The sequence below is a fragment of the Burkholderia sp. AU44665 genome (assembly GCF_030504405.1).
GTDB lineage: Bacteria > Pseudomonadota > Gammaproteobacteria > Burkholderiales > Burkholderiaceae > Burkholderia > Burkholderia semiarida.
The window spans coordinates 638,885-664,166 of sequence record NZ_JAUJRI010000001.1; the positions used below are offsets into that span (position 1 = coordinate 638,885).

The 25,282-nt window shown below is 66.8% G+C and carries 22 protein-coding genes and 1 pseudogene; 16 read left to right on the plus strand and 7 right to left on the minus strand.

Going from position 1 to position 25,282, the window contains the following annotated elements; genetic code table 11:
- Positions 1 to 68 precede the first annotated feature (68 nt).
- From QZM15_RS02830 to QZM15_RS02850, 5 genes are all read left to right on the plus strand, one after another.
- The gene (locus QZM15_RS02830; RefSeq protein ID WP_060310945.1) at positions 69 to 368 is read left to right on the plus strand and encodes a putative quinol monooxygenase; all 300 of its coding nucleotides are present in this window, start codon (positions 69 to 71) and stop codon (positions 366 to 368) included.
- A 150-nt stretch (positions 369 to 518) separates the two neighbouring features.
- A complete protein-coding gene (locus QZM15_RS02835) occupies positions 519 to 974 on the plus strand; it encodes a (2Fe-2S)-binding protein (protein WP_099317459.1) in 456 nt (151 codons plus the stop codon).
- A gap of 1 nt (position 975) precedes the next feature.
- Entirely contained in the window at positions 976 to 3,195 is a 2,220-nt protein-coding gene (locus tag QZM15_RS02840; protein WP_302105754.1) for a xanthine dehydrogenase family protein molybdopterin-binding subunit, read from the plus strand.
- Between the two features lie 14 nt (positions 3,196 to 3,209).
- Positions 3,210 to 4,514: a cytochrome c gene (locus tag QZM15_RS02845; protein ID WP_302105755.1), complete on the plus strand. Its 1,305-nt coding sequence runs from the start codon at positions 3,210 to 3,212 to the stop codon at positions 4,512 to 4,514.
- 153 nt (positions 4,515 to 4,667) lie between these two features.
- Complete coding sequence (locus tag QZM15_RS02850) at positions 4,668 to 6,113, plus strand: NAD-dependent succinate-semialdehyde dehydrogenase (protein ID WP_059574384.1); 1,446 nt, start codon at positions 4,668 to 4,670, stop codon at positions 6,111 to 6,113.
- Between the two features lie 167 nt (positions 6,114 to 6,280).
- Here QZM15_RS02850 and QZM15_RS02855 read toward each other — a convergent pair whose 3' ends face one another.
- Together QZM15_RS02855 and QZM15_RS02860 are read right to left on the minus strand one after the other, a co-directional pair.
- Positions 6,281 to 7,291, minus strand: coding sequence for a patatin-like phospholipase family protein (locus QZM15_RS02855; RefSeq protein WP_059574383.1), 1,011 nt, complete (start codon positions 7,289 to 7,291; stop codon positions 6,281 to 6,283).
- Positions 7,292 to 7,429: 138 nt separating this feature from the next.
- Positions 7,430 to 7,870, minus strand: coding sequence for a hypothetical protein (locus QZM15_RS02860; protein WP_012340013.1), 441 nt, complete (start codon positions 7,868 to 7,870; stop codon positions 7,430 to 7,432).
- Between the two features lie 520 nt (positions 7,871 to 8,390).
- On the opposite strand from QZM15_RS02860, the gene QZM15_RS02865 reads away from it, so the two are divergent.
- The 5 genes and pseudogenes from QZM15_RS02865 to QZM15_RS02885 all read left to right on the plus strand — a co-directional run bounded on the left by QZM15_RS02865 (position 8,391) and on the right by QZM15_RS02885 (position 12,229).
- The gene (locus tag QZM15_RS02865; protein ID WP_302105756.1) at positions 8,391 to 8,969 is read left to right on the plus strand and encodes a DUF4337 domain-containing protein; all 579 of its coding nucleotides are present in this window, start codon (positions 8,391 to 8,393) and stop codon (positions 8,967 to 8,969) included.
- A 211-nt stretch (positions 8,970 to 9,180) separates the two neighbouring features.
- Positions 9,181 to 9,642: pseudogene (locus QZM15_RS02870) on the plus strand (helix-turn-helix domain-containing protein); the annotation flags it as partial.
- Between the two features lie 173 nt (positions 9,643 to 9,815).
- The gene (locus tag QZM15_RS02875) at positions 9,816 to 11,027 is read left to right on the plus strand and encodes a porin (protein WP_302105757.1); all 1,212 of its coding nucleotides are present in this window, start codon (positions 9,816 to 9,818) and stop codon (positions 11,025 to 11,027) included.
- 418 nt (positions 11,028 to 11,445) lie between these two features.
- Positions 11,446 to 11,937: a peptidoglycan-associated lipoprotein Pal gene (gene pal, locus QZM15_RS02880; RefSeq protein WP_302105759.1), complete on the plus strand. Its 492-nt coding sequence runs from the start codon at positions 11,446 to 11,448 to the stop codon at positions 11,935 to 11,937.
- Positions 11,938 to 12,070: 133 nt separating this feature from the next.
- The gene (locus QZM15_RS02885; RefSeq protein ID WP_167351655.1) at positions 12,071 to 12,229 is read left to right on the plus strand and encodes a hypothetical protein; all 159 of its coding nucleotides are present in this window, start codon (positions 12,071 to 12,073) and stop codon (positions 12,227 to 12,229) included.
- A gap of 92 nt (positions 12,230 to 12,321) precedes the next feature.
- Here the strand turns inward: QZM15_RS02885 and QZM15_RS02890 are convergent, their stop codons facing one another.
- The 3 genes from QZM15_RS02890 to QZM15_RS02900 are packed head-to-tail and all read right to left on the minus strand — an operon-like array spanning position 12,322 to position 17,152.
- A complete protein-coding gene (locus QZM15_RS02890; RefSeq protein ID WP_302105760.1) occupies positions 12,322 to 13,584 on the minus strand; it encodes a cytochrome c in 1,263 nt (420 codons plus the stop codon).
- Entirely contained in the window at positions 13,581 to 14,279 is a 699-nt protein-coding gene (locus QZM15_RS02895) for a (2Fe-2S)-binding protein (RefSeq protein WP_302105761.1), read from the minus strand. The genes QZM15_RS02890 and QZM15_RS02895 overlap by 4 nt, the downstream gene beginning before the upstream one ends.
- Positions 14,276 to 17,152: a xanthine dehydrogenase family protein molybdopterin-binding subunit gene (locus QZM15_RS02900; protein ID WP_275905830.1), complete on the minus strand. Its 2,877-nt coding sequence runs from the start codon at positions 17,150 to 17,152 to the stop codon at positions 14,276 to 14,278. Before QZM15_RS02900 ends, QZM15_RS02895 begins: the two co-directional genes overlap by 4 nt.
- Before the next feature lie 467 nt (positions 17,153 to 17,619).
- Here QZM15_RS02900 and QZM15_RS02905 point away from each other — a divergent pair, with 467 nt between their 5' ends.
- The 3 genes from QZM15_RS02905 to QZM15_RS02915 all read left to right on the plus strand — a co-directional run bounded on the left by QZM15_RS02905 (position 17,620) and on the right by QZM15_RS02915 (position 20,978).
- Positions 17,620 to 19,170, plus strand: coding sequence for a sensor domain-containing diguanylate cyclase (locus QZM15_RS02905; RefSeq protein ID WP_302105762.1), 1,551 nt, complete (start codon positions 17,620 to 17,622; stop codon positions 19,168 to 19,170).
- Between the two features lie 254 nt (positions 19,171 to 19,424).
- Positions 19,425 to 19,700 carry a hypothetical protein gene (locus QZM15_RS02910; protein WP_302105763.1) on the plus strand — a complete coding sequence of 92 codons (276 nt, stop codon included), beginning with the start codon at positions 19,425 to 19,427 and terminating at the stop codon, positions 19,698 to 19,700.
- 243 nt (positions 19,701 to 19,943) lie between these two features.
- On the plus strand, positions 19,944 to 20,978 hold the full coding sequence (locus QZM15_RS02915; protein ID WP_302105764.1) for a succinylglutamate desuccinylase/aspartoacylase family protein: 1,035 nt from the start codon (positions 19,944 to 19,946) through the stop codon (positions 20,976 to 20,978).
- A gap of 61 nt (positions 20,979 to 21,039) precedes the next feature.
- On the opposite strand, the gene QZM15_RS02920 is transcribed toward QZM15_RS02915, so the two are convergent.
- Positions 21,040 to 22,110, minus strand: a complete 1,071-nt coding sequence (locus QZM15_RS02920; protein ID WP_275905829.1) for a zinc ribbon domain-containing protein — start codon at positions 22,108 to 22,110, stop codon at positions 21,040 to 21,042.
- Positions 22,111 to 22,278: 168 nt separating this feature from the next.
- On the opposite strand from QZM15_RS02920, the gene QZM15_RS02925 reads away from it, so the two are divergent.
- Entirely contained in the window at positions 22,279 to 23,202 is a 924-nt protein-coding gene (locus QZM15_RS02925) for a recombination-associated protein RdgC (RefSeq protein ID WP_275906025.1), read from the plus strand.
- Here QZM15_RS02925 and QZM15_RS02930 read toward each other — a convergent pair.
- The gene (locus QZM15_RS02930) at positions 23,181 to 23,390 is read right to left on the minus strand and encodes a hypothetical protein (RefSeq protein WP_275905828.1); all 210 of its coding nucleotides are present in this window, start codon (positions 23,388 to 23,390) and stop codon (positions 23,181 to 23,183) included. The two genes, QZM15_RS02925 and QZM15_RS02930, sit on opposite strands and share 22 nt — an antisense overlap.
- Before the next feature lie 295 nt (positions 23,391 to 23,685).
- On the opposite strand from QZM15_RS02930, the gene QZM15_RS02935 reads away from it, so the two are divergent.
- The gene (locus tag QZM15_RS02935) at positions 23,686 to 24,246 is read left to right on the plus strand and encodes a GNAT family N-acetyltransferase (RefSeq protein WP_059574368.1); all 561 of its coding nucleotides are present in this window, start codon (positions 23,686 to 23,688) and stop codon (positions 24,244 to 24,246) included.
- Between the two features lie 66 nt (positions 24,247 to 24,312).
- Positions 24,313 to 25,266, plus strand: coding sequence for an ABC transporter substrate-binding protein (locus tag QZM15_RS02940; protein WP_302105765.1), 954 nt, complete (start codon positions 24,313 to 24,315; stop codon positions 25,264 to 25,266).
- The last annotated feature ends 16 nt before the right edge of the window (positions 25,267 to 25,282 follow it).

A 25,282-nucleotide genomic window follows, 5' to 3' on the forward strand; every position in this document is an offset into this window, starting at 1 on the left:
CGCTGCACGCTGGCGCCGCGAGACGCCGGCTTGTGGCATGCTCGTTTCCGTTTTCAAAGGAGTGAAAAATGGCGCTTCACGTGATCGCTTCGCTGTTCCTGAAACCCGAACACGCGCAGGCCGCCGAGGCCGAACTGCGCAGCATGGTCGCGAAGACGCGCACCGAGCCGGGCAACCGCCGCTACGACCTGTTCCGCGAGCAGGACGGATCGCCGAACCTGCATCTGTACGAGATCTACGACGACCAGGCGGCATTCGACGCGCACCTCGCGAGCCCGTATTTCGGCGAATTCCGCACGAAGTCGGCCGAGTGGTTCACCGCACCGCCGGTGATCAAGGTGCTGTCGGCCATCGACGTGGCCGACTAACGACGCAAGCAAGCAACACCGCCGCGGCTCGCCCGCACCCGGGCCGCGGGGGCACCCGTTGCGCACGACGCAACGGCGATGACGACGACCCTGCGGCGCAGCGCGCCTCGTTCGCGCCGCTTCCCCAAATACAACGGCCCCGGAGGCTGAATGATCACCCTCAACATCAACGGCGAAACCCGCTCGGTCGACGCCCCCGACGACATGCCCTTGCTCTGGGTACTGCGCGACGTCGTCGGCCTCACCGGCACCAAGTTCGGCTGCGGCATCGCGCAATGCGGCGCGTGCACCGTGCATCTCGACGGTGTGGCCGCACGTTCGTGCGTGCTGCCGGTCGCGGCCGTCGCCGGCCGCAAGATCACGACGATCGAGGCCGTCGGCGCGACGCCGGCCGGCCACAAGGTCCAGCAGGCGTGGCGCGAGCTCGACGTCGTCCAGTGCGGCTACTGCCAGTCGGGGCAGGTGATGGCCGCCACCGCGCTGATCGCATCGAACCCGAACCCGACCGATGCGGATATCGACGCGGCGATGGCCGGCAACATCTGCCGCTGCGGCACGTACCACCGGATTCGCGCGGCCGTCAAACAAGCCGCAAAAGGAGCCTGACATGTCACGCGGACTGATCGAAGCAGGTCGGGCCGGCGCGAGCGTGTCGCGCCGGTCGTTTCTGAAACTCGGCATGTCGCTCGGCGCCGCCGCCGGCGGCGGCTTGCTGCTCGGCTTCAGCCTGCCGGCGGCCGGTGACGATACACGTCGCTCGGTGATCGGCGGCGACGCCGCCGAACCCGCGCCGCCCGGCGTGTTCGCGCCGAACGCGTTCGTGCAGATCGACCGCGCCGGCAAGGTCACGCTGGTGATGCCGAAGGTCGAGATGGGGCAGGGTGTCTATACGGCGCTGCCGATGCTGATCGCGGAAGAGCTCGAAGTGCCGCTGTCGAGCGTGACGCTCGATCATGCGCCGCCCAACGAGAAACTGTTCCTCGACCCGCTGCTCGGCGGCCAGCTCACCGGCGGCTCGACGTCGGTGCGCTACGCGTGGGAGCCGCTGCGCCGCGCGGGCGCCACCGCGCGCACGCTGCTGGTCTCGGCGGCCGCGAAGCAATGGAGCGTCGATCCGGCGAGCTGCCGCGCGGCGAACGGCGAAGTGCAGCATCCGCCGAGCGGGCGGCGCGCATCGTACGGCCAGTTGGCCGACGCGGCGGCGAAGCTCCCGGTGCCGAAGGACGTCGTGCTGAAGCAGCCGGCGGATTTCAAGCTGATCGGCACGCCCGCGAAGCGCCTCGATTCGCCGGAGAAGGTCGACGGCACCGCGCAGTTCGGGCTCGACGTGCGCCTGCCCGGGATGCTGTACGCGGTGATCGTGAACAGCCCGGTGTTCGGCGGCACGGTTGCGAGCGTTGACGACACGGCCGCGAAGAAGATCCCCGGCGTGCGCCAGGTCGTGCGCGTCGACAACGCGGTCGCGGTGGTCGGCGATCACACGTGGGCCGCGAAGCGCGGCGCATCGGCGCTCGTCGTGAAGTGGAACGAAGGGGCGGGCGCGAAGGTGTCGACGAAGGATCTGTTCGCGGATCTCGCGCAGGCGGCGGCGAACGGCAAGGGCGCGGTCGCGCGCAAGGAAGGCGACGTCGGCAAGGCGTTCGCGAACGCGAAGACGCGCGTCGATGCCGTCTACGAACAGCCGCTGCTCGCCCACGCGACGATGGAGCCGGTGAACTGCACGGTGCACGTGCGCGGCGACGGCTGCGACATCTGGGTCGGCACGCAGGTGCCGACCCGCGCACGCGACACGGCGCAACAGTTGACCGGGCTGTCGCCCGACAAGATCGTCGTGCACAACCATCTGCTCGGCGGCGGATTCGGCCGACGGCTCGAAACCGACATGATCGGCCAGGCCGTGAAGGTCGGCAAACAGGTCAATGCCCCGGTGAAGGTGATCTGGACGCGCGAGGAAGACGTCCAGCACGACATGTACCGGCCGTGCTACTACGACAAGATCTCCGCCGGCCTCGACGCGAACGGCAAGCCGGTTGCGTGGCAGCACCGGATCGTCGGCTCGTCGATCCTCGCGCGCTTCGCGCCGCCCGCGGTCAAGGACGGCGTCGATCCCGACGCGGTCGAGGTTGCGGCCGAACTGCCGTACGACCTGCCGAACCAGCTCGTCGACTACGTGCGCCAGGAGCCGCGCCACGTGCCGACCGCGTTCTGGCGCGGCGTCGGGCCGACGCGCAGCACGTTCGTCGTCGAAAGCTTCATCGACGAACTCGCCGCGCAGACCAAGACCGACCCGGTGCAGTACCGCCGCGCGCTGCTCGACAAGTCGCCGCGCGCCCGCAACGTGCTCGACGTCGCGACGAAGGCGGCCGGCTGGGGCGCGTCGCTGCCGAAGGGGCAGGGGCGCGGCGTATCGGTGATGCATGCGTTCGGCAGCTTCTTCTCGATCGTCATCGACGTCGCGGTGGACGGCGGCGAGGTGCAGGTCAAGCGCGCCGTGTGCGCGGTCGATTGCGGGATGGTCGTGAATCCGAACACGATCGAGGCGCAGGTGCAGGGCGGCATCATCTTCGGAATCACCGGCGCGCTGTACGGCGAGATCACGATCGAGGACGGCCGCGTCGTGCAGAGCAACTTCACCGACTACCGGATGATGCGAATCAACGAGGTGCCGCCGATCGAAGTCCATCTGGTGAAGAGCGGCGATGCGCCGGGCGGGATCGGCGAGCCGGGCACGGCCGCGACCGCGGCGGCGCTGTCGAACGCGATCTTCGCGGCCACCGGCACGCGGCTGCGCAAGCTGCCGGTCGGCAACCAGCTGAAAACGGCCTGAGGGGAGGGACGACCATGCGACATCTCACCTTGAACCTGAAGGCGCTGCGCGCGTCGCTGCTCGCGCTGTCCGCACTGCTGGCCGGCACGGCCACGCATGCCGCGCAAACGGCGCCCGCCGACAGCGCGCTCGTCGCTCGCGGCGCGTATCTCGCGAAAGCCGGCGACTGCGTCGCGTGCCATACCGCGCCGCGCGGCACGCCGTTCGCGGGCGGCCTGAAGATGGTCACGCCGATGGGCGCGATCTACACGACCAACATCACGCCCGATCCGGATACGGGCATCGGCGGCTATACCGAGGCCGATTTCGCCAGCGCGTTGCGCAAGGGCGTCGCGAAGGACGGCCACAACCTGTATCCGGCGATGCCGTATCCGTCGTATGCGAAGCTGAAGGACGACGACGTGAAGGCGCTGTATGCGTACTTCATGCACGGCGTCGAACCGGTGAAGCAGGCGAACCGGCCGTCCGACATCCCGTGGCCGCTCAACATGCGCTGGCCGCTCGCGTTGTGGAACATGGTATTCCTCGATTCCACACCGTACGCGGACAAGCCGGCGAAGGATGCGGTGTGGAACCGCGGCGCGTATCTCGTGCAGGGGCTCGGGCACTGCGGGTCGTGCCACACGCCGCGCGGCGTCGGCTTCCAGGAGAAGGCGCTCGACGAAAGCGGCGCGGCGTTCCTGTCGGGCGCGTCGATCGACAACTGGTTCGCGTCGAACCTGACCGGCGAGCACAACACCGGGCTTGGCCGCTGGAACGAGGCGGACGTCGCGCAGTTCCTGAAGACCGGCGCGAATCAGCACGCGACCGCGTTCGGCTCGATGGTGAGCGTGATCAACCACAGCACGCAGGAACTGACCGACGACGATCTGGCCGCGATCTCGCGCTATCTCAAATCGCTGCCGGCGGCAGGCGGCACGGGCGCGCCGCCGTACCGCTATGATCCGAAGGCGACGCAGGTCGCGCTGGGCCGGCCGGCAGCCGATCCGGGCGCGAAGGTGTATAACGCTTACTGCCTGCATTGCCACGGGGTGGACGGGCGCGGCTATGCACCGTTGCTCGCGCCGCTCGCCGGCAATCCGAACGTGCTGGAAGCGGATGCATCGTCGCTGATCAACGTGACGTTGAACGGCAGCGACACGCTCGTGATCGGTGGCGTGCCGTCCGCGTATCCGATGCCGGCGTTCTCGAACCAGTTGAACGACCAGCAGATCGCCGACGTGCTGACGTTCATGCGCGCCGGCTGGAACAACGGCGCGCCGGCCGTGCAGGCGGCGGACGTCGAGAAACTCCGCAAGGCGACGGCGGCCGCGCACTGAGCGCGGGGCGCTGCGAAACGAGGGCGGGCCGGCGTGCCTGCCGCCCATGCCGCCGGGTGCGTGCCTGCCCTGGCGGCATGGCTTTTTCTGTCAACCGGCGCGCGGCCGTTCGCGGCGGCGCGCGTTTTATCGACGCAATGTAGGGGTGTCTGGATGGCTAACGTGACTTATACGGATACGCAACTGCTGATCGACGGCGAGTGGGTCGACGCCGCGAGCGGCAGGACGATCGACGTCGTGAACCCGGCGACCGGCAAGCCGATCGGCAAGGTGGCCCACGCGGGCATCGCCGATCTCGACCGTGCGCTCGCCGCCGCCCAGCGCGGCTTCGAAGCATGGCGCAAGGTGCCCGCGCACGAGCGTGCGGCGACGATGCGCAAGGCGGCCGCGCTGGTACGCGAACGCGCCGACACGATCGCGCAGTTGATGACGCAGGAGCAGGGCAAGCCGCTCACCGAAGCGCGCGTCGAAGTGCTGTCGGCGGCCGACATCATCGAATGGTTCGCCGACGAAGGGCGCCGCGTGTACGGCCGGATCGTGCCGCCGCGCAACCTCGGCGCGCAGCAGACGGTCGTGAAGGAGCCGGTCGGCCCGGTCGCGGCGTTCACGCCGTGGAATTTCCCGGTCAACCAGGTCGTGCGCAAGCTGAGCGCCGCGCTCGCGACCGGCTGCTCGTTCCTCGTGAAGGCGCCGGAGGAAACCCCGGCGTCGCCGGCCGCGCTGCTGCGCGCGTTCGTCGATGCGGGCGTGCCCGCGGGCGTGATCGGCCTCGTGTACGGCGATCCGGCTGAAATTTCGTCGTACCTGATTCCGCACCCGGTGATCCGCAAGGTCACGTTCACGGGTTCGACGCCGGTCGGCAAGCAACTGGCCGCGCTCGCGGGCCAGCACATGAAGCGCGCGACGATGGAACTGGGCGGCCACGCACCGGTGATCGTCGCCGAGGATGCGGACGTCGCGCTCGCGGTGAAGGCCGCCGGCGGTGCGAAATTCCGCAACGCGGGGCAGGTCTGCATTTCGCCGACGCGCTTTCTCGTGCACAACAGCATCCGCGACGAATTCACGCGCGCGCTGGTCAAGCATGCGGAAGGACTGAAGGTCGGCAACGGCCTCGACGAAGGCACGACGCTCGGCGCGCTCGCGAACCCGCGGCGCCTGAGCGCGATGGCGTCGGTCGTCGACAACGCGCGCAAGGTCGGCGCGAGCATCGAAACCGGCGGCGAGCGGATCGGTGCGGAAGGCAACTTCTTCGCACCGACCGTGATCGCGAACGTGCCGCTCGAAGCGGACGTGTTCAACAACGAGCCGTTCGGCCCGGTCGCGGCGATTCGCGGCTTCGACAAGCTCGAGGATGCGATCGCCGAGGCGAACCGTCTGCCGTTCGGGCTGGCCGGCTACGCGTTCACGCGTTCGTTCGCGAACGTGCATCTGCTGACGCAACGCCTCGAAGTCGGGATGCTGTGGATCAACCAGCCGGCGACGCCGTGGCCGGAAATGCCGTTCGGCGGCGTGAAGGATTCGGGCTACGGGTCGGAAGGCGGGCCGGAAGCGCTCGAGCCGTATCTCGTCACGAAGTCGGTGACGGTGATGGCCGTCTGAGGGTGGTCTGATGGCAGGTTGGCCGCGTGCGTGCCGCCATTTGCGGTCCGCACGCGGCTGGCGTTGCCGAGCGCCGGGCGTTCTGCCCGGCCTCGTTGTTTCTGATTCGTTCGCCGTCGGCACCTGCAGCGCCTGCTGCTCACGAAAGCCCGGCTATCGACGAGCGATCAGCGCCAGAATTGCTCCACCCACTGGCACACACGTTGCCACTCGGCGGTTCTCATGTACGCCTGGGTTTCCTTCTCCAGTTCCGGCGCCTTTTGCCAGTCATCGAGGGCGACGGCTTGACCGAGCACGAAATTTCCGCGCTGGTAATGGGCGTTCAGTATCTGCCCGGCCTGTTGTGCGGCGATCGCCGCCGTCGTATCCATCGTCAGCCCGAGCAGGGCTGCTGCCGGTACGCGCCCGCTTTCGAGCGGCCACAGCCATTTCGAAACGCCCCAGGTCAACGGGTTGACGACAGCGTCCGGGGGAATGCCCACGGGGCTGGTTCCGGTGCCGAGCGACAACAGGCGCACATCGTCGAGACTGCCTGCGCGAGTGCTGGCCAGCGCCTCGGCAATGGCGGACACGGAAGGATTGTTCGCAAACACGCCGCCATCGGCGAAATAGCCAAGCCCGGCGATTTCGTACGGCGGGAAATACGTCGGCGCAGCCGACGTGGCAAGTGCGGCATCGAACAGGCTGACGTTACGATAGGCGTTGCCGTTTCCGTTGGAGAAGGTGCACGGAGCCCAGCTCTTGGTGGGCGGATCCCACAGGCGCGCCGAGTTGATTGCGACGAAGCGGGACAGATCCGCCAGCTTGCCGCTGCCGACCAGCGACTTGGCGATCTCCTGTAGCCCGGTGTTGACATACTGGCATTGGAACACGCCCGGACCAGCCAGGACCGTGCCTTGTTCGAGTGCTTGCGTGTGCTGTTCGAGTGCTTGCTTTTGCGCCAGCCACGCACCGTTTTCCCGAAAGATCACCGAGCCCTTCGTCCTGTAGATATCGACGATCTCGGAAATGGATACACCGCGGGCGAGCCCCAGGGCGATCAGGCCGCCCGTGGATGTGCCGGCAAAGCCGTCGGCGCTCGCGATGATCCGGCTGCGCCGGTCGAGGTCCTGGATGAGCAGGGCGGTGATCAATCCCCGGATACCGCCGCCATCGCAACTGAGAATCTTGAAGGTCATTGCGTTTCCCTTTTTGATCGTGGGATGAATGCGAATGGCGCAACCCGGCGGGCATCCCGCCGGTGTCGCCGGGGGATGCGCCGCTTCCTGCGCCGTGTCGCCGCCGGAAATTCAAGCCAGCGGGCGAAGCGTCGTGCGTTATTGCTCGTCGAACCTCACATCGAGCACGGTGTAGGCATCCCACGCATACAAATACGCGTTGTCCTTGGAATAGAGCGACAGTTTCTGGTGGTTGAAATCGGAAATCAAAATCGAGCCCTGGCGCGTCCATCCGCGCGCGCCTATCCAGTTATAGAAACCAACGTAGGCGTTATTGCTGACGGACATATATCGGCTGGTGCCGAGGATCCGATAATACGTCACGCCGTTATAAGGGTACTGTTCGAGCGTCAACGCTTTCGCGGCGGAATCGACGAGAACGGCCCATTCGCCGCTGTTTTGGCCAAGCCAGCCCAACTGCACGCCGTCGTGATAGAGCGCCATTTTGAATGTATCGACCTCAATGGCAGAAACAGGGGCAGTATTGGCGAATTCTGCAAAGGTCCCGTGCGGCTGATTTTCAATCGGATTGAGACTCATTTTTTTCACCTTGAAGAGGTTGGATGCTTCCCCGCGCCTTCGAGAACAGCACCATGCGCTTCGGACGCATGGCGCGCCGGCATCGTCAAAGGCCGCGATTCCGGCGAATTTTGTGGTGATCCAATCCGGCTGGGCGATGGCAGATCGACCATGATGGCGCCGGACAACGCCAGCGGTCACGGCCGAGATGGCGGGACACGCCGCAGCATTGGTTTATTGAATGCCGGGCATTCAATTTCCTTCTATTGGGGTGATTGTCTCGAGTGTCGCCGCTACATTTTCGATTGACTTGGCACCAGTGATTTATAGGAAATGAAATGACGGATGACAAGGTTGGTGAAAGAGGCGAATTTAATCGAAACTAAAACAATTCCGATCGAATTGCATATATTTGAAACATTCGAACCTGTCCGGCCATCATGGATGGTTTCGCGTGCGTCGGATGGCAGGAGTGGCGTTTAACGTTAGCCAAACGGCCAGCCGGCGACAAATTCATTCAACTTTTGCGGGTTTGCTACGAATGTCTGAAGAATACGAAGTTCATGGCCCTCACGACCATGCGGTGGAACATCACGAGCCTCATGGTGGCGATCGAGGTACGTCGCGCATTGCAGTGCTGACAGCCGTGCTTGCGTGCTTCGGCGCGATATCGGCCTACCAGAGCGGTGCCGACGAGAGCCTCGCGCTGCTCTACAAGAATGACGCCGCGATCAGGAAAACCGAGGCTGCAAATCAGTGGGCCTACTACCAGGCGAAGGGTGACAAGCAGAATCTCGCCGAACTCGGTGCGGCGTTGAGCCCGGAGACATCGCCGCAGCGAAAGCGGTTCGAGACGGATGCCGCGAGATACCGTGCCGACAAGGAACCGATCCGGGCACGCGCCGAGGCGCTCGAAAAGGAAGTCGAGAAGAATAACGCGGCGAGCGAGGAGCGGATGCACCGGCACCATCGATGGTCGCAGGCGACGACCGTCATCCAGATCTCGATTGCACTGGCAGCTATCACGATCCTCACGCGGCGATCATGGATGCAGGGGCTGTCGATCGGCGTAGCCGCGATCGGCATCGTGGTGGCGGGGTTGGCGTTCTTTGGGGTTTGATTGACTGAGAGGCCGTCGGGCTGCAGTCGTATCGATACAGACCAGTGGTTGTGATTTTACATAACGTGAATTATCACCCAAGCAAGTTGTAGTAGCTTTTTAGAAATGTCGTGTTCTAGCCATTTAGAAATGTCGCGTTTGGACCTCGGTAAGCTTGCCGGCTCCCCGTCAGATCATGGAGCCGGCGATGCACCGAACCGCATTGGTGACATTGAACATGCGAGAACTCGACCGTCTGAAGGCAATCCAGGCCGTAGTGGATTTGGGCCTGAAGCCTGGCCGCGCGGCCGAACGCCTGGGCCTGACGGTCCGGCAGATCGAGCGGCTGGTGATTCGATACCGGGAGTCTGGCGCGGTGGGCCTGACCTCGCGCAAGCGTGGCGGTCCTGGCAACCGGCGGCTGGATGCGGAGTTGGCCCAGCGGGTCCTGACGATCATCCGGGATCGCTACGCCGATTTCGGGCCGACACTGGCGTGCGAGAAGCTCCGGGAATGCCACGGCATCCAGCTCGCCAAGGAAACGGTACGGCGGCTGATGACGGAAGCTGGTTTGTGGGTGCCACGCCGGCAACGGCCGCCCAAGGTCTATCAGCCGCGAGCGCGCCGGGCCTGCGTGGGCGAACTGATCCAGATCGACGGTAGCGATCATCGATGGTTCGAGGAACGGGCGCCGCCCCACACGCCCCCTCCCCGACTGCCTCCGTGCAGCCGACGCATCGCAATTCCAAGCGATTCCGCAGAGGACCTTTCCTGTGCAACGCCTTAATCGACCGCCGCACGATCTCCAATAATGGCCGCTCGATCCATCGGCCGTCAGGCCGCTCCCACACAACAACAAAAACACCTATGCATTCCTGCACAATGAACCCGCATGCCGGCGCGCGCATCGCGGGGACCGTCATTGCCGCCTGCCTGACCGGCTTCGTGCCGGATGTCGCGCTTGCCCAGAGCAGCGTGACGCTGTACGGCCTGATCGACACGTCGATCACCTACTCGAGCAACCAGCGCACGCGCGGCGCCGGCTCGCCCGGCGGCGGCAGCGTCGCGATGACGAGCGGCGCGCTGAACGCGTCGCGCTGGGGGCTGCACGGCCGCGAGGATCTCGGCGGCGGGATGGCCGCGGTCTTCACGCTCGAGAACGGCTTCTCCGGCACCACCGGCAAGCTGTCGCAGAAAGGCGTCGACCTGTTCGGCCGCCAGGCGTGGATCGGCGTGGGTTCGGAGACGGCCGGCACGCTGTCCTTCGGCCGCCAGTACGACCTGATCCTCGATTTCGTGACGCCGCTCGGCGCGGCCGGCCCCGGCTGGGGCGGCAACCTCGCGGTCCACCCGTACGACAACGACGATTCGAACCGCAACCTGCGCATCAACAACGCGGTGAAGTACACGAGCCCGACGGTTCGCGGGTTGAGGTTCGGCGCGATGATCGGTTTCTCGAACACGGCCGGCCAGTTCTCCAACAACGCGGTGTGGAGCACGGGCGTGTCGTATGCGAACGGGCCGCTGAAGCTCGGCGCCGGCTACCTGAAGATCAGCCGCGACCGCAACGCACCGAACCCTGACGGCGCACTGAGCACCGTCGACGGCTCGGCGACGGTCACGGGCGGCAACCAGCAGATCTGGGCGATGGCGGGCCGTTATGCGTTCGGGCCGCACTCGGTCGGCGTCGCATGGTCGCATTCGACCACCGACGGCGTGACGGGCGTGCTCCAGGGCGGCAACATCGCCCCGCTGAAAGGCGAATCGCTGGTGTTCGACAATTTTTCGATCGACGGACGCTACTTCGTCACGCGGGCGTTGACCGTCGCCGCCGCGTACACGTACACGATGGGTCGCTTCGATACGCGCACGGGCCAGACGCGCCCGAAATGGAACCAGGTCGTCGCGCAGGCCGACTATGCGCTGTCCAAGCGCACGGATGCGTATCTCGAAGGCACCTATCAGCGCGTGAGCGGCGGCAATGGCAACCCCGCGTTCAACGCGACGGTCTGGACCTTGACGCCTTCCGCGAACAGCAACCAGGCCGTCGTCGCGCTGGGGCTGCGGCACAAGTTTTGACGACGCGGCGCGCGCCGCCGCGTCACGCTGCCGACCGGCTGCATCGGGCGAGCGCTTCCCGCATCACCCGAGCGCCATGACCGGCACCGACGAGGCCGCGCCCCGTGCGCGGCCCTTTTTCGCTGTGGCAGGCGTTGCTTACCGCGCACCGCCCACGGAAGCAAGAATGCCTCCCGGCTGTCGCGTTTGCGCAAAAAATGCGAAGAAACTGGTCGCGTTGTGACATTTTTCCTAATCTGTTTGCAGCGACGCCGCGATCCGGCGTTCCGGTCGCAACATTCTTTCATCTGGCGCACCATCGGCTTACGAACCCGCATCACGGCAACGAAGCCGGACATTTCGCGCCATGGCGGCCGGACGGCTGCGTGCGAATGGCACGCGCCCCGCTTTCATCGCAGTCAACCGCTGGAGAAGAACGATGAGCAAAATGAACCGAATTGCGGTCCTGGCAACTTTCGTCCTGCTGGCCGGTTGCCACCACGCGGCGAAAACGCCCGAGAATGCCGGCGTGGCGCCGGCGCCCTCGAGCGAAGCCGTCGCGACGGTGACGGCCGACGATCTGAACAATCCGAACAGCCCGCTCGCCAAGCGCAGCATCTACTTCGATTTCGACCAGTACTCGGTGAAGCCCGAATTCCAGTCGCTGCTGCAGGCGCATGCAGACTATCTGCGCAGCCACCCGGCGCGGCGTGTGCTGATCCAGGGCAACACCGACGAGCGCGGCACGTCGGAATACAACCTCGCGCTCGGCCAGCGCCGCTCGCAGGCCGTGGCGAGCGCGCTCGAAACGCTCGGCGTGCAGGCGACGCAACTCGAGGCGGTTAGCCTCGGCAAGGAAAAGCCGGTCGCGCTCGGCCACGACGAGGAAGCGTGGGCGCAGAACCGCCGCGCCGATCTCGTCTATCGTTGATCCAGGCGCCGCCGCCGCGGCGATACGCGAAAAGCATGGAATAAACGCTTCGCCGAAACGTCTTGTCATCGCGCAGGCGCGCGGTTCCCGTGAACCGCCTTTCCCGTGGCCTGAGCGCTGCAAGGAGATTGCAATGAAATCGGCAACGCTGGCTGCGACGCTGATCGCGGCGCTGGTGCTCGTGCTGTCGGCGGGCTGTACGTCGTCGGGCAGCGGCGTGTCGCAAGGACCGGGCATGAGCCGGTACGGCGGCTCGGGAGGCAGCGGAGGTAGTGGCGGCGGCGGCTACTGACGCGTCGCCGGACTGGCTTGAACGGGGCGTCACGCGCAAACGCGGCCGGCACTCGGCCGCGTCGCGCGCGACGCCCTGTTTCGTCGTCCGATTTATCGCCGCATCGCCTTCACGTCGGCCGGCGTGACGCTCGCGGGCTGGCCGCCCCACGTCGCGCGCAGATAGTTCGCGAGCTGCGCGAGTTCGTCGTCGCTCAGCGTGCGCGCGAAAGCCGGCATCGGCTGCAGGTTCTCGAAGCCGGCGAACTTCTGCTCGTCGATGCCGTCGAGCATCGCGACCAGCAGGTTGCGCGGGTCGCCGTGGCGCACCGTCGAGTTGCCGTTCATCGGCACCGCCACGTGCGGCTTGCCTTCGCCGTTGAAGCCGTGACAGCCCGCACAGACCGCGAGATACACCGAGCGGCCGGCGGCAAGCTGCGCGGTATCGGCCGACACCGGCTTCACCGGTTGCGACGCGGGCGGCGTATCGCCGAGCAGGTACACCGACAGCGCGCGCAGGTCGTCCTTCGTCAGGTACTGCGTGCTCAGGTGCACGACCGGATACATCTCGCCGAATGCCGAGCCTTGCGGCGCGATGCCGACGCCGAAGAACGTCTGCAGGTCGGCGCCCGTCCAGCCGCGCGCGGCGAGGCCGCCCGGCGTGATGTCGGGCGCGGCCACGCGGCCGAGCGCGGCCCCCGCGAACGGCTTCGCCCCGTCGAGCTGGCCCGTGAACGCACGCGGCGTGTGGCATTCCGCGCAATGGCCGAGCGCGCCCGCGAGATAGCGGCCGCGCCGCCAGTCGGCGGATTGCCCGGCCGACGCATCCGGCAGGCTGTCCTTCAGGAACAGCATGTCCCAGAAGACCATGCCGAAGCGCAGGTTGTACGGGAACTTCAGGTCGTGCACGCGGTTTTCCTGCGCGACCGGCTTCACCGTCTTCAGGTACGCGTACATCGCATCGGCGTCGGCGCGCGTGAGCTGCCGGTACGACGTGTACGGCATCGACGGATACAGGCGCTTGCCCGGCGCCTTGCCGTCGTGCAGCGCGGCGTAGAAGTCGTCCGCGCTCCAGTCGCCGATTCCGTGTTCCTTGTCGGGCGTGATGTTCGAGCCGTAGAACGTGCCGAACGGCGATTCGAGCGCCGCGCCGCCGGCGAATGGCGCGCCGTCCTTCGCGGTGTGGCACGCCGCGCAGTCGGCAGCCTTGACGAGATAGCGGCCGCGCGCGACCGCATCGGCGCCGGGCGCGCCGGACGCCGCATTCGACGCCGGCGCGTCGTGGCCGCCGCAGGCGGCGAGCAGCAGCGCGCACGCCGCGGCGAGCGCGGGCACGCCCGCGGCCCGCGCGACACGATGAGCGAGAGTGCGTTTCATGCGGTGTCCTTCACGAGTCCCGGTGTCGTCAGCACCACGTCCTTGACGGCTTGGTAGTAGCGGACGTAGCCCGTGCAGCGGCAGAGGTGCGCATCGAGCGCGTCGGTGATCGTGCGTTCCACGTCGGCCTTCGCGACCGGCTCGCGCTTCAGGCGTTCGATCAGCACGGTCGCCGCGTTGACGAAGCCCGGCGTGCAGTAGCCGCACTGGAAGCTGAAGTGCTCGAGGAACTTCTGCTGGATCGGCGACAGCTCGACGACCTCGCCCGCCTCGTTGCGCTTCGCGTGGCCTTCGATCGTGCGGATCGAACGGCCATGGAAGAAGTGCGCGCCGGTGATGCAGGTACGCATTTCCTCGCTCGTGCCGTCCGGCTGGTCGACGATCACGACGCACGCGTGGCAGATGCCCTGCCCGCAGCCGAGCCGCGAACCGGTGAGGCCCACGTACTCGTGCAGGAACTCGATCATCATCAGCCCTTCCGGCACCTGCATCGGGCCGACGGCGTTGCCGTTGATCCTGACCGACAGCGGCTTCTGCTGGAACCGAACGAGCGGACGTTCGACGGCGGCAGGTGCCGGTGCAGCCGGCGTGGCGGGAACGGATGCCGGGGCGGCCGAAGCCGCCGCCGGTATTGACGCGCCGGTCGCAGCCGCGCTGGCGCTCGCGGCCGAAGCCGCGGTTTGGGCGGTCGTCATGCGAGCACCTCCTGAATCTTTTGCGGGGTCACCGGCAAGTCGGTGAAACGATGGCCGATCGCGTGCGCGATGCCGTTCACGATCGCGCCGACGACGGGGATCATCACCACTTCGGCGACACCCTTCGGCGGATCGGTCTCGGACAGCGGCGGCAGCACCTCGCCCGTTTGCGTCCAGACGGCGACGTCGGACGCGCGCGGCAACCGGTAACGGTTGAAGTTCCACGTGCCGTTGCCGGGGCCGTCCTCGTAGAGCGGCAGGTACTCGTGCAGCGCATGGCCGATGCCCATCGCGAGACCGCCCTGCAACTGGCCCGACACGAGTTGCGGCGAAATCTGGTTGCCGCATTCCATGATCGAGTGATGCGTGAGCAGTTCGACCTTGCCGGTCGCTTCGTGCACGGCCAGCTCGACGAGCGTGCCGACCGCCGTGTAGTACGTGACGGCCGCGTTGTTGCGGCTCGTCGGCGGGATGAACACGCGCTTGCGGTCCAGCACGCGGTAGCCGTTCGCGGTCGGCGGCAGCGTGCCGCGCAACGCGGTCGCGCCGGCCGGGGCGGCGGTGCCCGGGATCGGGCCGTCGTCGCCCGTCTTCGGCGCGCCGACACGCAGCGACAGCCCGTCGATCGGCAGACGCTCGACCGTGCCGCCCACCTCGAACTCGGCGTCGGTCCACTGCCAGCGGTTGAACACGTGCACGACGGCGCCGGTCGGCAGGCCGAGCGCATGCGCCTGCTTCGCGAGCTGCTCGAACGTCAGCGGCTCGAGGCCGTCGGCGGTCAGCTTGCCGTCGACCCAGCGCGCATCCTCGATGCGGATCGTATACGGTGCGGCCTGGCCGCCGCCGAGGCCGCGCGTCCAGATCGACATCGCGGCCGGCCACAGCCCGTAGCGGAACACGGCGCGCGCGGCTTCGCGCGTGCTGTGCGTGAAGTAGTACGCCGAGTTCGTCGCGCTCGACGGCGATGCATAGCCCGGCGACCAGCGCGGGTTCGCGCTCAGCCGATCCTGGTCGGCCTGCGACATCAGATACGGATCGCCGCTCGTCTCGATCGGCAGGTCCGGCCATTCGGTCAGCGCCACGCGGACGTCGGTCGCCGGGCGGCCGAGCCATTTCGCGACCGCGACGGCCTGTGACGTCGACATCCCCGTGCCGATCTCGGCCGCCGTATGCTGCAGCGACACCTTGCCGTGCTCGTCGAATTCGACTTTCGCGAACGACGCTTCCGCGCCCGTGCCGAAATCCTTCTGCACGCACGCGAAGCCGACGCCGTAGCGCTTGCCCGGATGCGCGGCCTCGAATTCGACCTTGCGCGCGGCACGGCGCGTCCACAGCGGATGCTGCTTCGCCCGTTCGAGCACTTCGTCGACGCGCAGCGCACCGGCGGGAATCGCGCCCTGCGTGTTCTTCATCCCCGAACGCAGCGCGTTGCGCAGCCGGAAGTCGATCGGGTCGATGTTCAGTTGCGCGGCGATCTCGTCGATCGCCATCTCGGTCGCGGCCATGCTCTGCAGCGTGCCGTAGCCGCGTGCGGAGCCGGCGTCGATGGCACGCGACGCGATCGCGACGGCCGCGAGATCGCTCTTCGGGAAGTAGTAGATCGATTGCGCGGCCGTCGCGCCGACCATCGCGACCGACGGCGAGAAGTTCGAGCGCCCGCCGCCGTTCGCCTCGAAATCGCCCTTGAACGACTGCAGCAGGCCCGTGTTGCGATCGACCGCGATCCGGTAATGCATCTTGAACGCGTGACGCTTCAACGACGTCTGGAACTGCTCGTAGCGATCGTTCGCGAAACGCACCGGGCGGCCGTCCGCGTACAGCGCGCAGACGAGGCCGTAGAACGGCACGTTGAAGTGATCCTTCGAGCCGTAGCCGACCGTATAGCACGGATGCACGAACAGCTTCTTCACCGGGAAGCGGCATTTCGCGACCATCGCGGCCGCGTTCTCCGACACCTCGAGCGGCGACTGGGTCGGCACGACGAGGTGCAGCGCTTGCGTTGCAGCGTCGTACCAGCAGTTCGCGTTGTCGGGTTCGAGCGCGGCTGTATCGACCGACTGCGTGTTGTATTCGCGGTCGAACACGAGCCACTCGGCGGGCGGATGATCGAGTTCGGCACCGATCTGCCCGGCGAGGAACATGCCCTGCTCGTCGAGCTTGCCGTGCGCCTTGCCGTCCGGCCAGACCGGCAGGTGCTTGCGCATCATGCTCGGGAAGATCGGCGCGTCCTTCAGGCTCGAATAGACGTCGTCGTCATAGGCCGTCTTGCCGCCCACGCGCACATAGCGGAAGGTGCCCCACGGATCGCGTTCGAGCGGGCCCGTGACCGCGCCGTAGCGAATCACGTCGTCGCGAAACTTCAGCGCGTTCTTCGCGAAACGGAAGCGCGCGAAGTCGTGATAGATCAGGATCGCGACCGCATGGCCGAGATACGCAGGCGTCTTGCCGGCCGGCAACAGCATGTCGTCGCCGTAGAACGCCGGGAACGCGACGCCGTCGCGCGCGAGATCGTCGGCCGTGACCACGCGGTCCGGTTTCAGCTCATCGCCGAGCAGCGACAGGTCGAAGCCCTCGTACGTGCGGTCGGCCTGCGTGACGCGCAGGATCAGCGCGTGCGACTGCTGCTGCGGCCAGTGCGGCATGTCGGCGGCGCGCACGTCGCGGGCAAACACTTTCGAGCCCGTGACCTTCGCGATACCGTCGATGCGGAATTGGGGGATGCCGGTGACGCTATCCCATTTGACGGGGGTGAGGAGTTTTTCTTCGAAGAGCGCCGCGAACGCGCGGCTGCCGATGGGCGCGACATACACCGCGACACCCGCCAGCACGCTGGCTTTCAGAAAACCCCGCCGTGACAGGCCGTGGTTTTTCATTTGGGGGGAACCTCCTGAGGCGGCTCGGACGGCGATCGGGTGTCGCGGCGTTCGGAGCGGCGCGCATTCTGGCATTGTTTTTGATATATCGCCTATAGTATTTCCCGCATGAAATACTTATTGAATTTCTTATAACGGGTTTCAGCCGGCCGCGGCGGGCAGTCGCGAGGGCGATTCGCATGCCGTTTGCGTGCGGCTCGATACCGTTGTGCCGGCCTCGCCAGATTCCGCGTGACAGCCGCACATCGTTCCGTTCGCAACGATGCCGCCTCCGCGCCGCCGAATCCGCCGGCCGCTCGCAACCGGGGTTGACGACTCGTGCTCGCAGCGATGCGCCGGGGCTGCCGGCTGCCCCGCACCGCCGGTTTTTCATGGTAATGTCGTGCGCATCCGGCTAGGCCGGGCGTCCCGCCACGTGCCGTGCGGGCGCCGCCAGCCATCGAGACATCGTGTCGAGGTCGACAACCATGGCAGTCAGGGCATCTCTCCTGAACTCCGTTCTCGCCACTCCCCCCTCCGGTAATCACCGCGTGACGGCCGCGCTGCGTCCGTCGATGCTCGTGACGCTGTTCGAGGACGTGCGCCCGATGGCGCTGTCCGGGCTCGCGAGCGGCTTCGTCGCGGCCGTTGCGCTGATCCGGGTGCAGCAGCTGTGGTGCCTCGCGTGGCTCGTCGTCGACGTCGGCCTGCTCATTGCGCGCCTGTCGATCGTACGGGCCTACACGGTGCGGCGCGACGCCGGCGACGATCGCACCGAATACTGGGCGAGTCGTTATGCGCCGGTGTCGCTCGTCGCGTGCTTCGTGCTCGGCCTCGGCGTGATGGGCTGCGTACAGGCCGCCGACGTCGAGCTCGGCACGCTGTCCGTGATGGTCGCGGGCGGCGTGTTCGGCGGCATCGCGTCGCGCAATTCGGCGCTGCCGCGGCTCGCGATGACGCAGGTCGTGCTCGGCGTGCTGCCGATCGGCGTCGGCGCGCTGCTGGCCCCGCGGCCGGGCGCGTGGCTGCTGGTGCCGCCGATCGCGATCTATCTCGCGGCGATGCGCACGGTCGTGCAGCGCCACTACCGCGTGCTCGTCGCGCTGATCGCCGCGCGCCAGCGCAACGCCGAACTCGTCGCGCGCTTCGACGCCGCCCTCACCTACATGCCGCACGGCCTGTGCATGATCGACGGCGACAGCCGCGTGATCGTGGTGAACCGGCGCACCGCGCAACTGTTCGGCTCGGCGCGCGAGGTCATGCTCGATACGCCGCTGCCGGCCGTCGTCGCCGCGCTCGGCGCGAACGCGGCGACCGATCCCGCCGGCGCCGGCCTCGCCGCGCAATGTGCCGCGTGGCTGAGCCGCGCCGAGCCCGTGCCGCTCGACATCGCGCTCGCCGACGGGCGCCAGCTTGAACTGACGCGCCACCGGGTACCTGACGGCAACGCGGTGATCATCGTCGAGGACGTCACCGCGCGCCGCCAGACCGAACAGCACATCCGCCACCTCGCGCGGCACGACGCGCTGACGGGGTTGCCGAATCGCCACGAACTGCATGCGGAGCTCAAGCGGATGCTCGCGCGCCGGCCGCGGCTGCCGAGCCCCGCGTTCGCCGTCATGTATCTCGACCTCGACGGCTTCAAGTCGATCAACGACCGCTTCGGCCACCAGGCCGGCGACGAAGTGCTCACGCAGGTCGCCGAGCGGCTCGGCAAGACGTTGCCGCGCGGCGAGCTCGCGGCGCGCATCGGCGGCGACGAGTTCGTCGTCGCGATCGACGACACGACGATGGACGCGTGCTCGATCCTCGCCGCGCGGATCATCCGGCAGATTTCGGCGCCGTACGTGCTGTCGATCGGCGAGACCGTCTGCATCGGCATCAGCATCGGCATCGCGCTCGACGACGGGCACGGCTCGCCCGACGAGCTGATCCGGCAGGCCGACAGCGCGCTGTACGACGCGAAGTCGGCCGGCAAGGGCATCTACTGCTTCTATTCGAGCGGCAGCCGCCGCGTGGCGCCGGTTGCCGCAAGCTGAGCCGATCGCGCGCCGCGCCGCGCATTCCTTTTTCCTACCCGCCTCATCTTCCCGACGATTCAATTCCGAAACGCTTTGCCGGGTCGCGCGTGGCGCCGCGCGCTCGCATGTCACGTGACGTGTTCCGTAACATCGCCGTCCGGCACGCAGCACGATGACGGCAGAAGCCCGCACGATCGAGGCCGGGAGCGGTGTTTCGCGACTGGCACTCTTATTGCTCCTTGATACGGAAAGAACGTTTCAGGGAGCCCAACATGAATACCGTCGACGTCCTCGCACAAACCGAAATCATCGACGAACAGGCGGTGATCGACGGCGCATCGCTGATCCGCCGGCTCGTGTCCGACCGCCGGATGCCGGCCGCATACGAAGCCGCATGCGTCGACAATCCGCCGCTTACGCTGTACGGCGCGTTTCGCCAGGGCGTGGCCGATTACGCCGCGCGGCGCGCGAATCCGTATCGCGCCGGCAGCCGTTTCTGGGCGCTGTGGGAAGAAGGACGTCTCGAAGCTGAAACATCCGGCCGGTAAGCCGGTTGCACGCGCCGGCCCTGTCGCGACAAGGGCTCGGCGCGACATCCGGCGCATGAACCGGCCGGCTGGCGCGCCGGCATGCGTTCATCGCTGCAACATCGCGCGCGGTCGCGCGTATCGGCACCGCAACGCACGACAACGCGCCCGTCCGCCGTCACGCGCACCCGGTTGAGCCCGCCCGCCGCGCGTTGCCGCTTTCCCCTATAAGATGGCAGATTCCGTTCATCGAACGATACCGCCATGACCGCCTCTTCCTCTTCCCGAAATCCCATTCACTGCGAAATCGATCTCGACGCACAAGGCAAGCATGCGGGCTACCTGCGGCTGCCGCACTCCGTGCACCGCTCCGCATATGGCTGGCTGCCGATTCCGATCGCGTCGGTCCGCAACGGCGACGGCCCGGTCGCACTCGTGATGGCCGGCAATCACGGCGACGAGTACGAAGGCCAGATCATCGTGTCGCAACTGATGCGCGAGATCGAGCCGGAGATGGTCAGCGGCCAGTTGATCCTGCTGCCGATGGCCAATTTCCCGGCGGCGGATGCGGGCCTGCGCGTGTCGCCGCTCGACGAGGGCAACCTGAACCGCAGCTTCCCCGGCGATCCGACCGGCACGCCGACGCAGATGATCGCCCATTACATCGAGCACGCACTGCTGTCGCGCGCGGAGTATCTGGTCGATCTGCATTCGGGCGGCAGCTCGCTGCTGTACCAGGGCGGCAACATGCTCGCGATCGATCCGCTCGACGCGGACGAAGCCGAGAAGCTCAACGGGCTGCTGGTCGCGTTCGGGTTGCAGAATGCGCTGCTGCACGCGCCGAATCCCGTGCATTCGGCGTCGGCCGCGCGTCGGCAAGGCGCGATCTCGATCGTGACCGAACTCGGCGGCGCCGGCATGGCCGACCCGTCGCTGATCCGGCTCGGCCGCCACGGGCTGCTGCATTACCTCGGCTATATCGGGCTGCTGCACGGCGCGCTCGTGCCCGACGCACCGCCCGCCGTCACGCGCTTCATGCGCGTCGACGGCGATCGCCATTTCGTTTATGCGTACGAGCGCGGGCTGTATGAACCGCTCGTCGAACTCGGCGACCAGGTGAAGGCCGGGCAGCCGGCCGCGTGGGTGCACTTCCCCGATACGCCGTTGCGGGAACCGGTGCTGCATCGGTTCAACGGCGACGGCGAAGTGGTGTGCAAGCGTGTGCCCGCGCAGGTGCGGCGCGGGGATTGCCTGTTTCAGTTGGCGGAGCCGTCGACGCCGCCGCGTGTCATCCGGTGATGAACTCGACCGACGCGTTCACGACCGTCGTACGCCGATGCCGGTACGTACACTCGGGCCGTCAGTCGGATGACACCGGCGACGCGCTCCCCTGCGCAACGCCGCATTGATGGCAATGCGGGAAGAAGAAGAAATTCCGACCGCCGCATTCGCAGACATTGAAAAGCCTCAATCCGCAATGCACGCAAAACGTGGAGTCGTCGCCGCCGAGATTCCATTGTTTGTCGCATGACGGGCAACGCTTTTTCTCGAGCGACCGAACGGCTTTTTCGTATCCGATCGTGCGCGCGCGTTCGCCCTGATCCTGCTGCAATTCGAGCCGCTTGCGTTCGGCATAGCGCTGAAATGCCTTCATCATGTAAAGCCCGGCGAATACCGTGAGCACGATGCCGACCAGGACCCGGACATAGCCGCCGAAATTCGGCAAGTACGGAACCAGCTCAATGAAAAACGCACTCAACGCAAACAGGCCGAAACCGTACACGAACGGCCAATAACGCGCCTTGCGGTAGCGGATGAACAGCCAGGTCGCGACCAGCAGGATCGGTAACGTCAGCGCAAGCCGCAGCCCGAACACTTGCATCTCGTAGCGCCGGGTCGCCTCGTCGAAGCGCCGTTCGGCTGCTGCGTCCGCTTCGGCGATTTGCGTGTCGACTTGCGTCAGTTGCGATGCCAATGCCCGTTGCTGATCACCGACCGCATCGATCTGATGCTGCCAGTTGACCACCCCTGCCTGGAGCGTATCCAGCTTGCGCGTCCTCGCCACAATGTCCGGGTCCGTCGCACCGTCTCCCGTCACCGCGCGGGTGGCCAGCCAGTTGCGGAAACTTTCCTTCTCGGCCTCGTACTCCTTCGCGGCGCGGCCGCGCGCCACTTCCATCGTGTCGACCTTCTCGGCAAGCGCGTCGCGCTGTGCCTGCAGTTGACGTCGCGCCGCGTCCAGCCGCGCTTTTACCGGCGCATCGGCGAATTGCTCGACGACCGGCGGCCCGCCGCTCGGCGCGAACGCCATGTCGCGGATCACGAGGCTGCCGAGCATGTTCAGAAAGACCGCGAAAACGATCGCAATCGCCCAGGAGGCGAGCCGCAGGAGCCGCGCCGGGCTGGTCAGGCCGTCGCCGGAAGTCATCATTGTTTTTACCCGCTTGTTGGAATGGCTTCCATTGTCGTCAATCTTGATGCAACCGTCGATCGTCTCTATTTCGATGGCGGACAGTCACCTCGACACGGGCATCGACGGTCCGCAACTGACCTGCAACTCTCCGCGTCAGCTAGAATGACGCGCTTTGCCCGTCCTCCCATGTGGTTCAAGAACCTTCAGCTTCATCGTCTTCCGGCCCCTTGGGCCGTCACGCCCGACCAGATGGAAAAATGGCTGGCGCCTCACGCGTTCCAGCCCGGCAGCAGCGTCGAAATGCAGCGCGTCGGATGGGCATCGCCGCGTGACGACGGCGCGCTCGTCTATTCGATCAACCGGCAGATGCTGCTGGTGTTTCGTGCCGAAAAGAAGCTGCTCCCGGCGTCGGTCGTCAATCAGGTCACCAAGGCGCGTGCGCTCGAGGTCGAGGAGCAGCAGGGCTTCAAGGTAGGCCGCAAACAACTGCGCGAACTCAAGGAGCAGGTGACCGACGAACTGCTGCCGCGCGCGTTCAGCATTCGCCGCGATACCCGCGTGTGGATCGACACGGCGAACGGCTGGCTCGTCATCGATGCGGCGGCACAAGCGCTTGCCGACGACGTTCGCAGCCTGCTCGTCAAGTCGATCGATCAACTGCCACTCGCCAGCGTTCAGGTGGCGCGCTCCCCGGTCGCCGCGATGACGGACTGGCTGCTGTCCGGCGAGGCGCCGGGCGGATTCACCGTCGACCAGGACGCCGAGTTGCGTTCGACCGGCGAAGGCGGCGCCACGGTGCGATACGTCGGCCACGCGCTGGAAGCGAGCGACATGCGCCGGCACATCGAAGCCGGCAAACAGTGCATGCGCCTCGCGATGACCTGGGATGACCGAATCTCGTTCGTGCTGACACCGTCGCTGACGATCAAGCGTGTCACGCCGCTCGACGTGATCAAGGAGGCGGCGGATCCCACCGCGCAGAATGACGACGAGCGCTTCGACTCGGACTTCACGCTGATGACGGGTGAACTGGCGCGGATGCTGACCGGTCTCGTCGATATTCTGGGTGGCGAACAGTACGACGTGACTCAGCAGGCGGCAGCGGCCTGAACGCCGTCGTTGTCGAGAATCGTCGCCCACGACGGCGGGGATTCGCGATGACGCGACCATTCGAGGGGGGCCGTCGCCACGCTGGCGGCGGGCCGCGACCGGCCGCTCGCGACCCTGACGAACCAGCCGCGAATCGGCATGGCCCGTCGGCCATCGAAATGACAACGCTCCCAATCCTCGGCGATCATCTACGTCGTACACACCTCGAACGGGCACCGCCCCCATCACGCCCGTTCGCCCACCCCACTCTCCCTGCAAGCCTTCTTCCACCGCTCGCGAAATCCTTATCGAAATTGCTTCGTTCGCCTTTCCCGGCCGCGCCGCTAACGTGTTCAAAACGGCGGCGGCGCGCCGGATGCCTCGCACGCAGCACGACAGCCGCCGCCATCACGACAACCGCGTCGCGATAACGGAACAGACCGGACGGGCCGCGTGCCCGCACCCCGCCAGGAACGTCCGCATCGCGCGCCACTCGCGATGCCCATGGCCACGAACGACCGCATCATCGACACGACGCCGCTCGACGTCCGCGCGCAGCCGCTGATCGACGCGCTGATCGACGAATATTCGACCCGTTACGACGCGTACCGCCCCGATAGCCGCGCGTCGGCCCGCGACGAGCTCGCACGCTACCCGGCCGAACTGTTCGCGCCGCCCGAAGGCGCGTTCGTGCTCTTGCTGCGCGACGGCGAGACGATCGGCGGCGGCGCGTTCAAGCGCTACGACGCGCAAACCGCCGAACTGAAACGCATCTGGACGCGCACCGACCTGCGCCGCCAGGGCCTCGCGCGGCGCATCGTCGAAGCGCTCGAACTGCGCGCCGTGCAACAGGGCTATCGCCGCCTCTACCTGACCACCGGCTTTCGCCAGCCCGAAGCGTGGGCGCTGTACGACCGCACCGGCTATACGCGGCTGTTCGATTCGTCGATCGATCCCGAAGCGTATTTCCACCTGCGCTTCGGCAAGGATCTCGTCGATCCGTCGCGCACGTCGACGCTCACCGACTTGTGGGCGCCCGTGCCCGAAGCGGCGCTACCGCGCTGAGCGCACGGCGTCCCGCATTTCACCTCGCCCATTCCGCCTTCCACGCTTCCACGACAGGACGCTTTCATGCATCGAGCCGTATCGCTTTCCTCCCGTGCCGCGCGCACGCTGGCCGCCGCGCTGATCGGCCTGACCGCCTTCGCCGCCGCCACGGCCGCCGCCGCCGCGACGTTCGACCTGAGCCCCGAGCAGCGCGGCCGGCCGCGTGGCACAGCCGATGCGGCAGTCGAGCGCGCGGTGCCCGCGTCGTTCAAGTTCGCCGAGCCCGGCATGCTGACGATCGGCATCGCGCCGAGCCTGCCGCCGATCAGCTCGTATGCGACCGACGCGCGCACGGTGGTCGGCTTCGACGCCGATATTGGCCAGCTCGTGTCCGACAGCCTCGGCCGCAAGCTGAAAATCGTCGCGCTCGCATGGGCCGACTGGCCGCTGGCGCTCGAATCGGGGAAAGTCGACGCGGTGATCTCGAACGTGACCGTCACCGAGGAGCGCAAGCAGAAGTTCGATTTCTCGACCTATCGCAAGGATCAGGTCGGCTTCTACGTGCGCAACGACAGCAAGATCCAGGCGATCCGCGAGCCGAAGGACGTCGCCGGGCTGCGCATCGTGACCGATGCCGGCACCAACCAGGAAAAGATCCTGCTCGCGTGGGACCGCGAAAACGTCGCGCACGGGCTGAAACCGGTGCAGATCCAGTACTACGACGACCAGGCGATGCGCATCGTCGCCGTGCAGTCGGGCCGCGCCGACGCGGTCTTCAGCGTGAATTCGGTGCTCGCGTATCAAAGCGCGCAGCAAGGCAAGACGCGGCTCGTCGGTGCGATCAGCGGCGGCTGGCCGCGCACGGCCGACATCGCGATCGCGACGCGCCGCGGCAGCGGCCTCGCCGATCCGCTGACCGTCGCGCTGAACGGGCTGATCAAAAGCGGCCGCTACCGGCAAGTGCTCGATCGCTGGAACCTCGCATCCGAAGCGATCGACCAGTCGCGCACGAATCCGCCCGGGCTGCCGAAGAGCTGAGCGCCGCGCGCCCGCA

What these genes read in the sequence shown, in the direction of transcription:
- QZM15_RS02830 (WP_060310945.1), top strand. Translation starts at nt 69, where the DNA reads ATGGCGCTTCACGTGATCGCTTCGCTGTTCCTGAAACCCGAACACGCG.
- QZM15_RS02835 (WP_099317459.1), top strand. Translation starts at nt 519, where the DNA reads ATGATCACCCTCAACATCAACGGCGAAACCCGCTCGGTCGACGCCCCC.
- QZM15_RS02840 (WP_302105754.1), top strand. Translation starts at nt 976, where the DNA reads ATGTCACGCGGACTGATCGAAGCAGGTCGGGCCGGCGCGAGCGTGTCG.
- QZM15_RS02845 (WP_302105755.1), top strand. Translation starts at nt 3,210, where the DNA reads ATGCGACATCTCACCTTGAACCTGAAGGCGCTGCGCGCGTCGCTGCTC.
- QZM15_RS02850 (WP_059574384.1), top strand. Translation starts at nt 4,668, where the DNA reads ATGGCTAACGTGACTTATACGGATACGCAACTGCTGATCGACGGCGAG.
- QZM15_RS02855 (WP_059574383.1), bottom strand. Translation starts at nt 7,291, where the DNA reads ATGACCTTCAAGATTCTCAGTTGCGATGGCGGCGGTATCCGGGGATTG.
- QZM15_RS02860 (WP_012340013.1), bottom strand. Translation starts at nt 7,870, where the DNA reads ATGAGTCTCAATCCGATTGAAAATCAGCCGCACGGGACCTTTGCAGAA.
- QZM15_RS02865 (WP_302105756.1), top strand. Translation starts at nt 8,391, where the DNA reads ATGTCTGAAGAATACGAAGTTCATGGCCCTCACGACCATGCGGTGGAA.
- QZM15_RS02875 (WP_302105757.1), top strand. Translation starts at nt 9,816, where the DNA reads ATGCATTCCTGCACAATGAACCCGCATGCCGGCGCGCGCATCGCGGGG.
- pal (WP_302105759.1), top strand. Translation starts at nt 11,446, where the DNA reads ATGAGCAAAATGAACCGAATTGCGGTCCTGGCAACTTTCGTCCTGCTG.
- QZM15_RS02885 (WP_167351655.1), top strand. Translation starts at nt 12,071, where the DNA reads ATGAAATCGGCAACGCTGGCTGCGACGCTGATCGCGGCGCTGGTGCTC.
- QZM15_RS02890 (WP_302105760.1), bottom strand. Translation starts at nt 13,584, where the DNA reads ATGAAACGCACTCTCGCTCATCGTGTCGCGCGGGCCGCGGGCGTGCCC.
- QZM15_RS02895 (WP_302105761.1), bottom strand. Translation starts at nt 14,279, where the DNA reads ATGACGACCGCCCAAACCGCGGCTTCGGCCGCGAGCGCCAGCGCGGCT.
- QZM15_RS02900 (WP_275905830.1), bottom strand. Translation starts at nt 17,152, where the DNA reads ATGAAAAACCACGGCCTGTCACGGCGGGGTTTTCTGAAAGCCAGCGTG.
- QZM15_RS02905 (WP_302105762.1), top strand. Translation starts at nt 17,620, where the DNA reads ATGGCAGTCAGGGCATCTCTCCTGAACTCCGTTCTCGCCACTCCCCCC.
- QZM15_RS02910 (WP_302105763.1), top strand. Translation starts at nt 19,425, where the DNA reads ATGAATACCGTCGACGTCCTCGCACAAACCGAAATCATCGACGAACAG.
- QZM15_RS02915 (WP_302105764.1), top strand. Translation starts at nt 19,944, where the DNA reads ATGACCGCCTCTTCCTCTTCCCGAAATCCCATTCACTGCGAAATCGAT.
- QZM15_RS02920 (WP_275905829.1), bottom strand. Translation starts at nt 22,110, where the DNA reads ATGATGACTTCCGGCGACGGCCTGACCAGCCCGGCGCGGCTCCTGCGG.
- QZM15_RS02925 (WP_275906025.1), top strand. Translation starts at nt 22,279, where the DNA reads ATGTGGTTCAAGAACCTTCAGCTTCATCGTCTTCCGGCCCCTTGGGCC.
- QZM15_RS02930 (WP_275905828.1), bottom strand. Translation starts at nt 23,390, where the DNA reads ATGATCGCCGAGGATTGGGAGCGTTGTCATTTCGATGGCCGACGGGCC.
- QZM15_RS02935 (WP_059574368.1), top strand. Translation starts at nt 23,686, where the DNA reads ATGGCCACGAACGACCGCATCATCGACACGACGCCGCTCGACGTCCGC.
- QZM15_RS02940 (WP_302105765.1), top strand. Translation starts at nt 24,313, where the DNA reads ATGCATCGAGCCGTATCGCTTTCCTCCCGTGCCGCGCGCACGCTGGCC.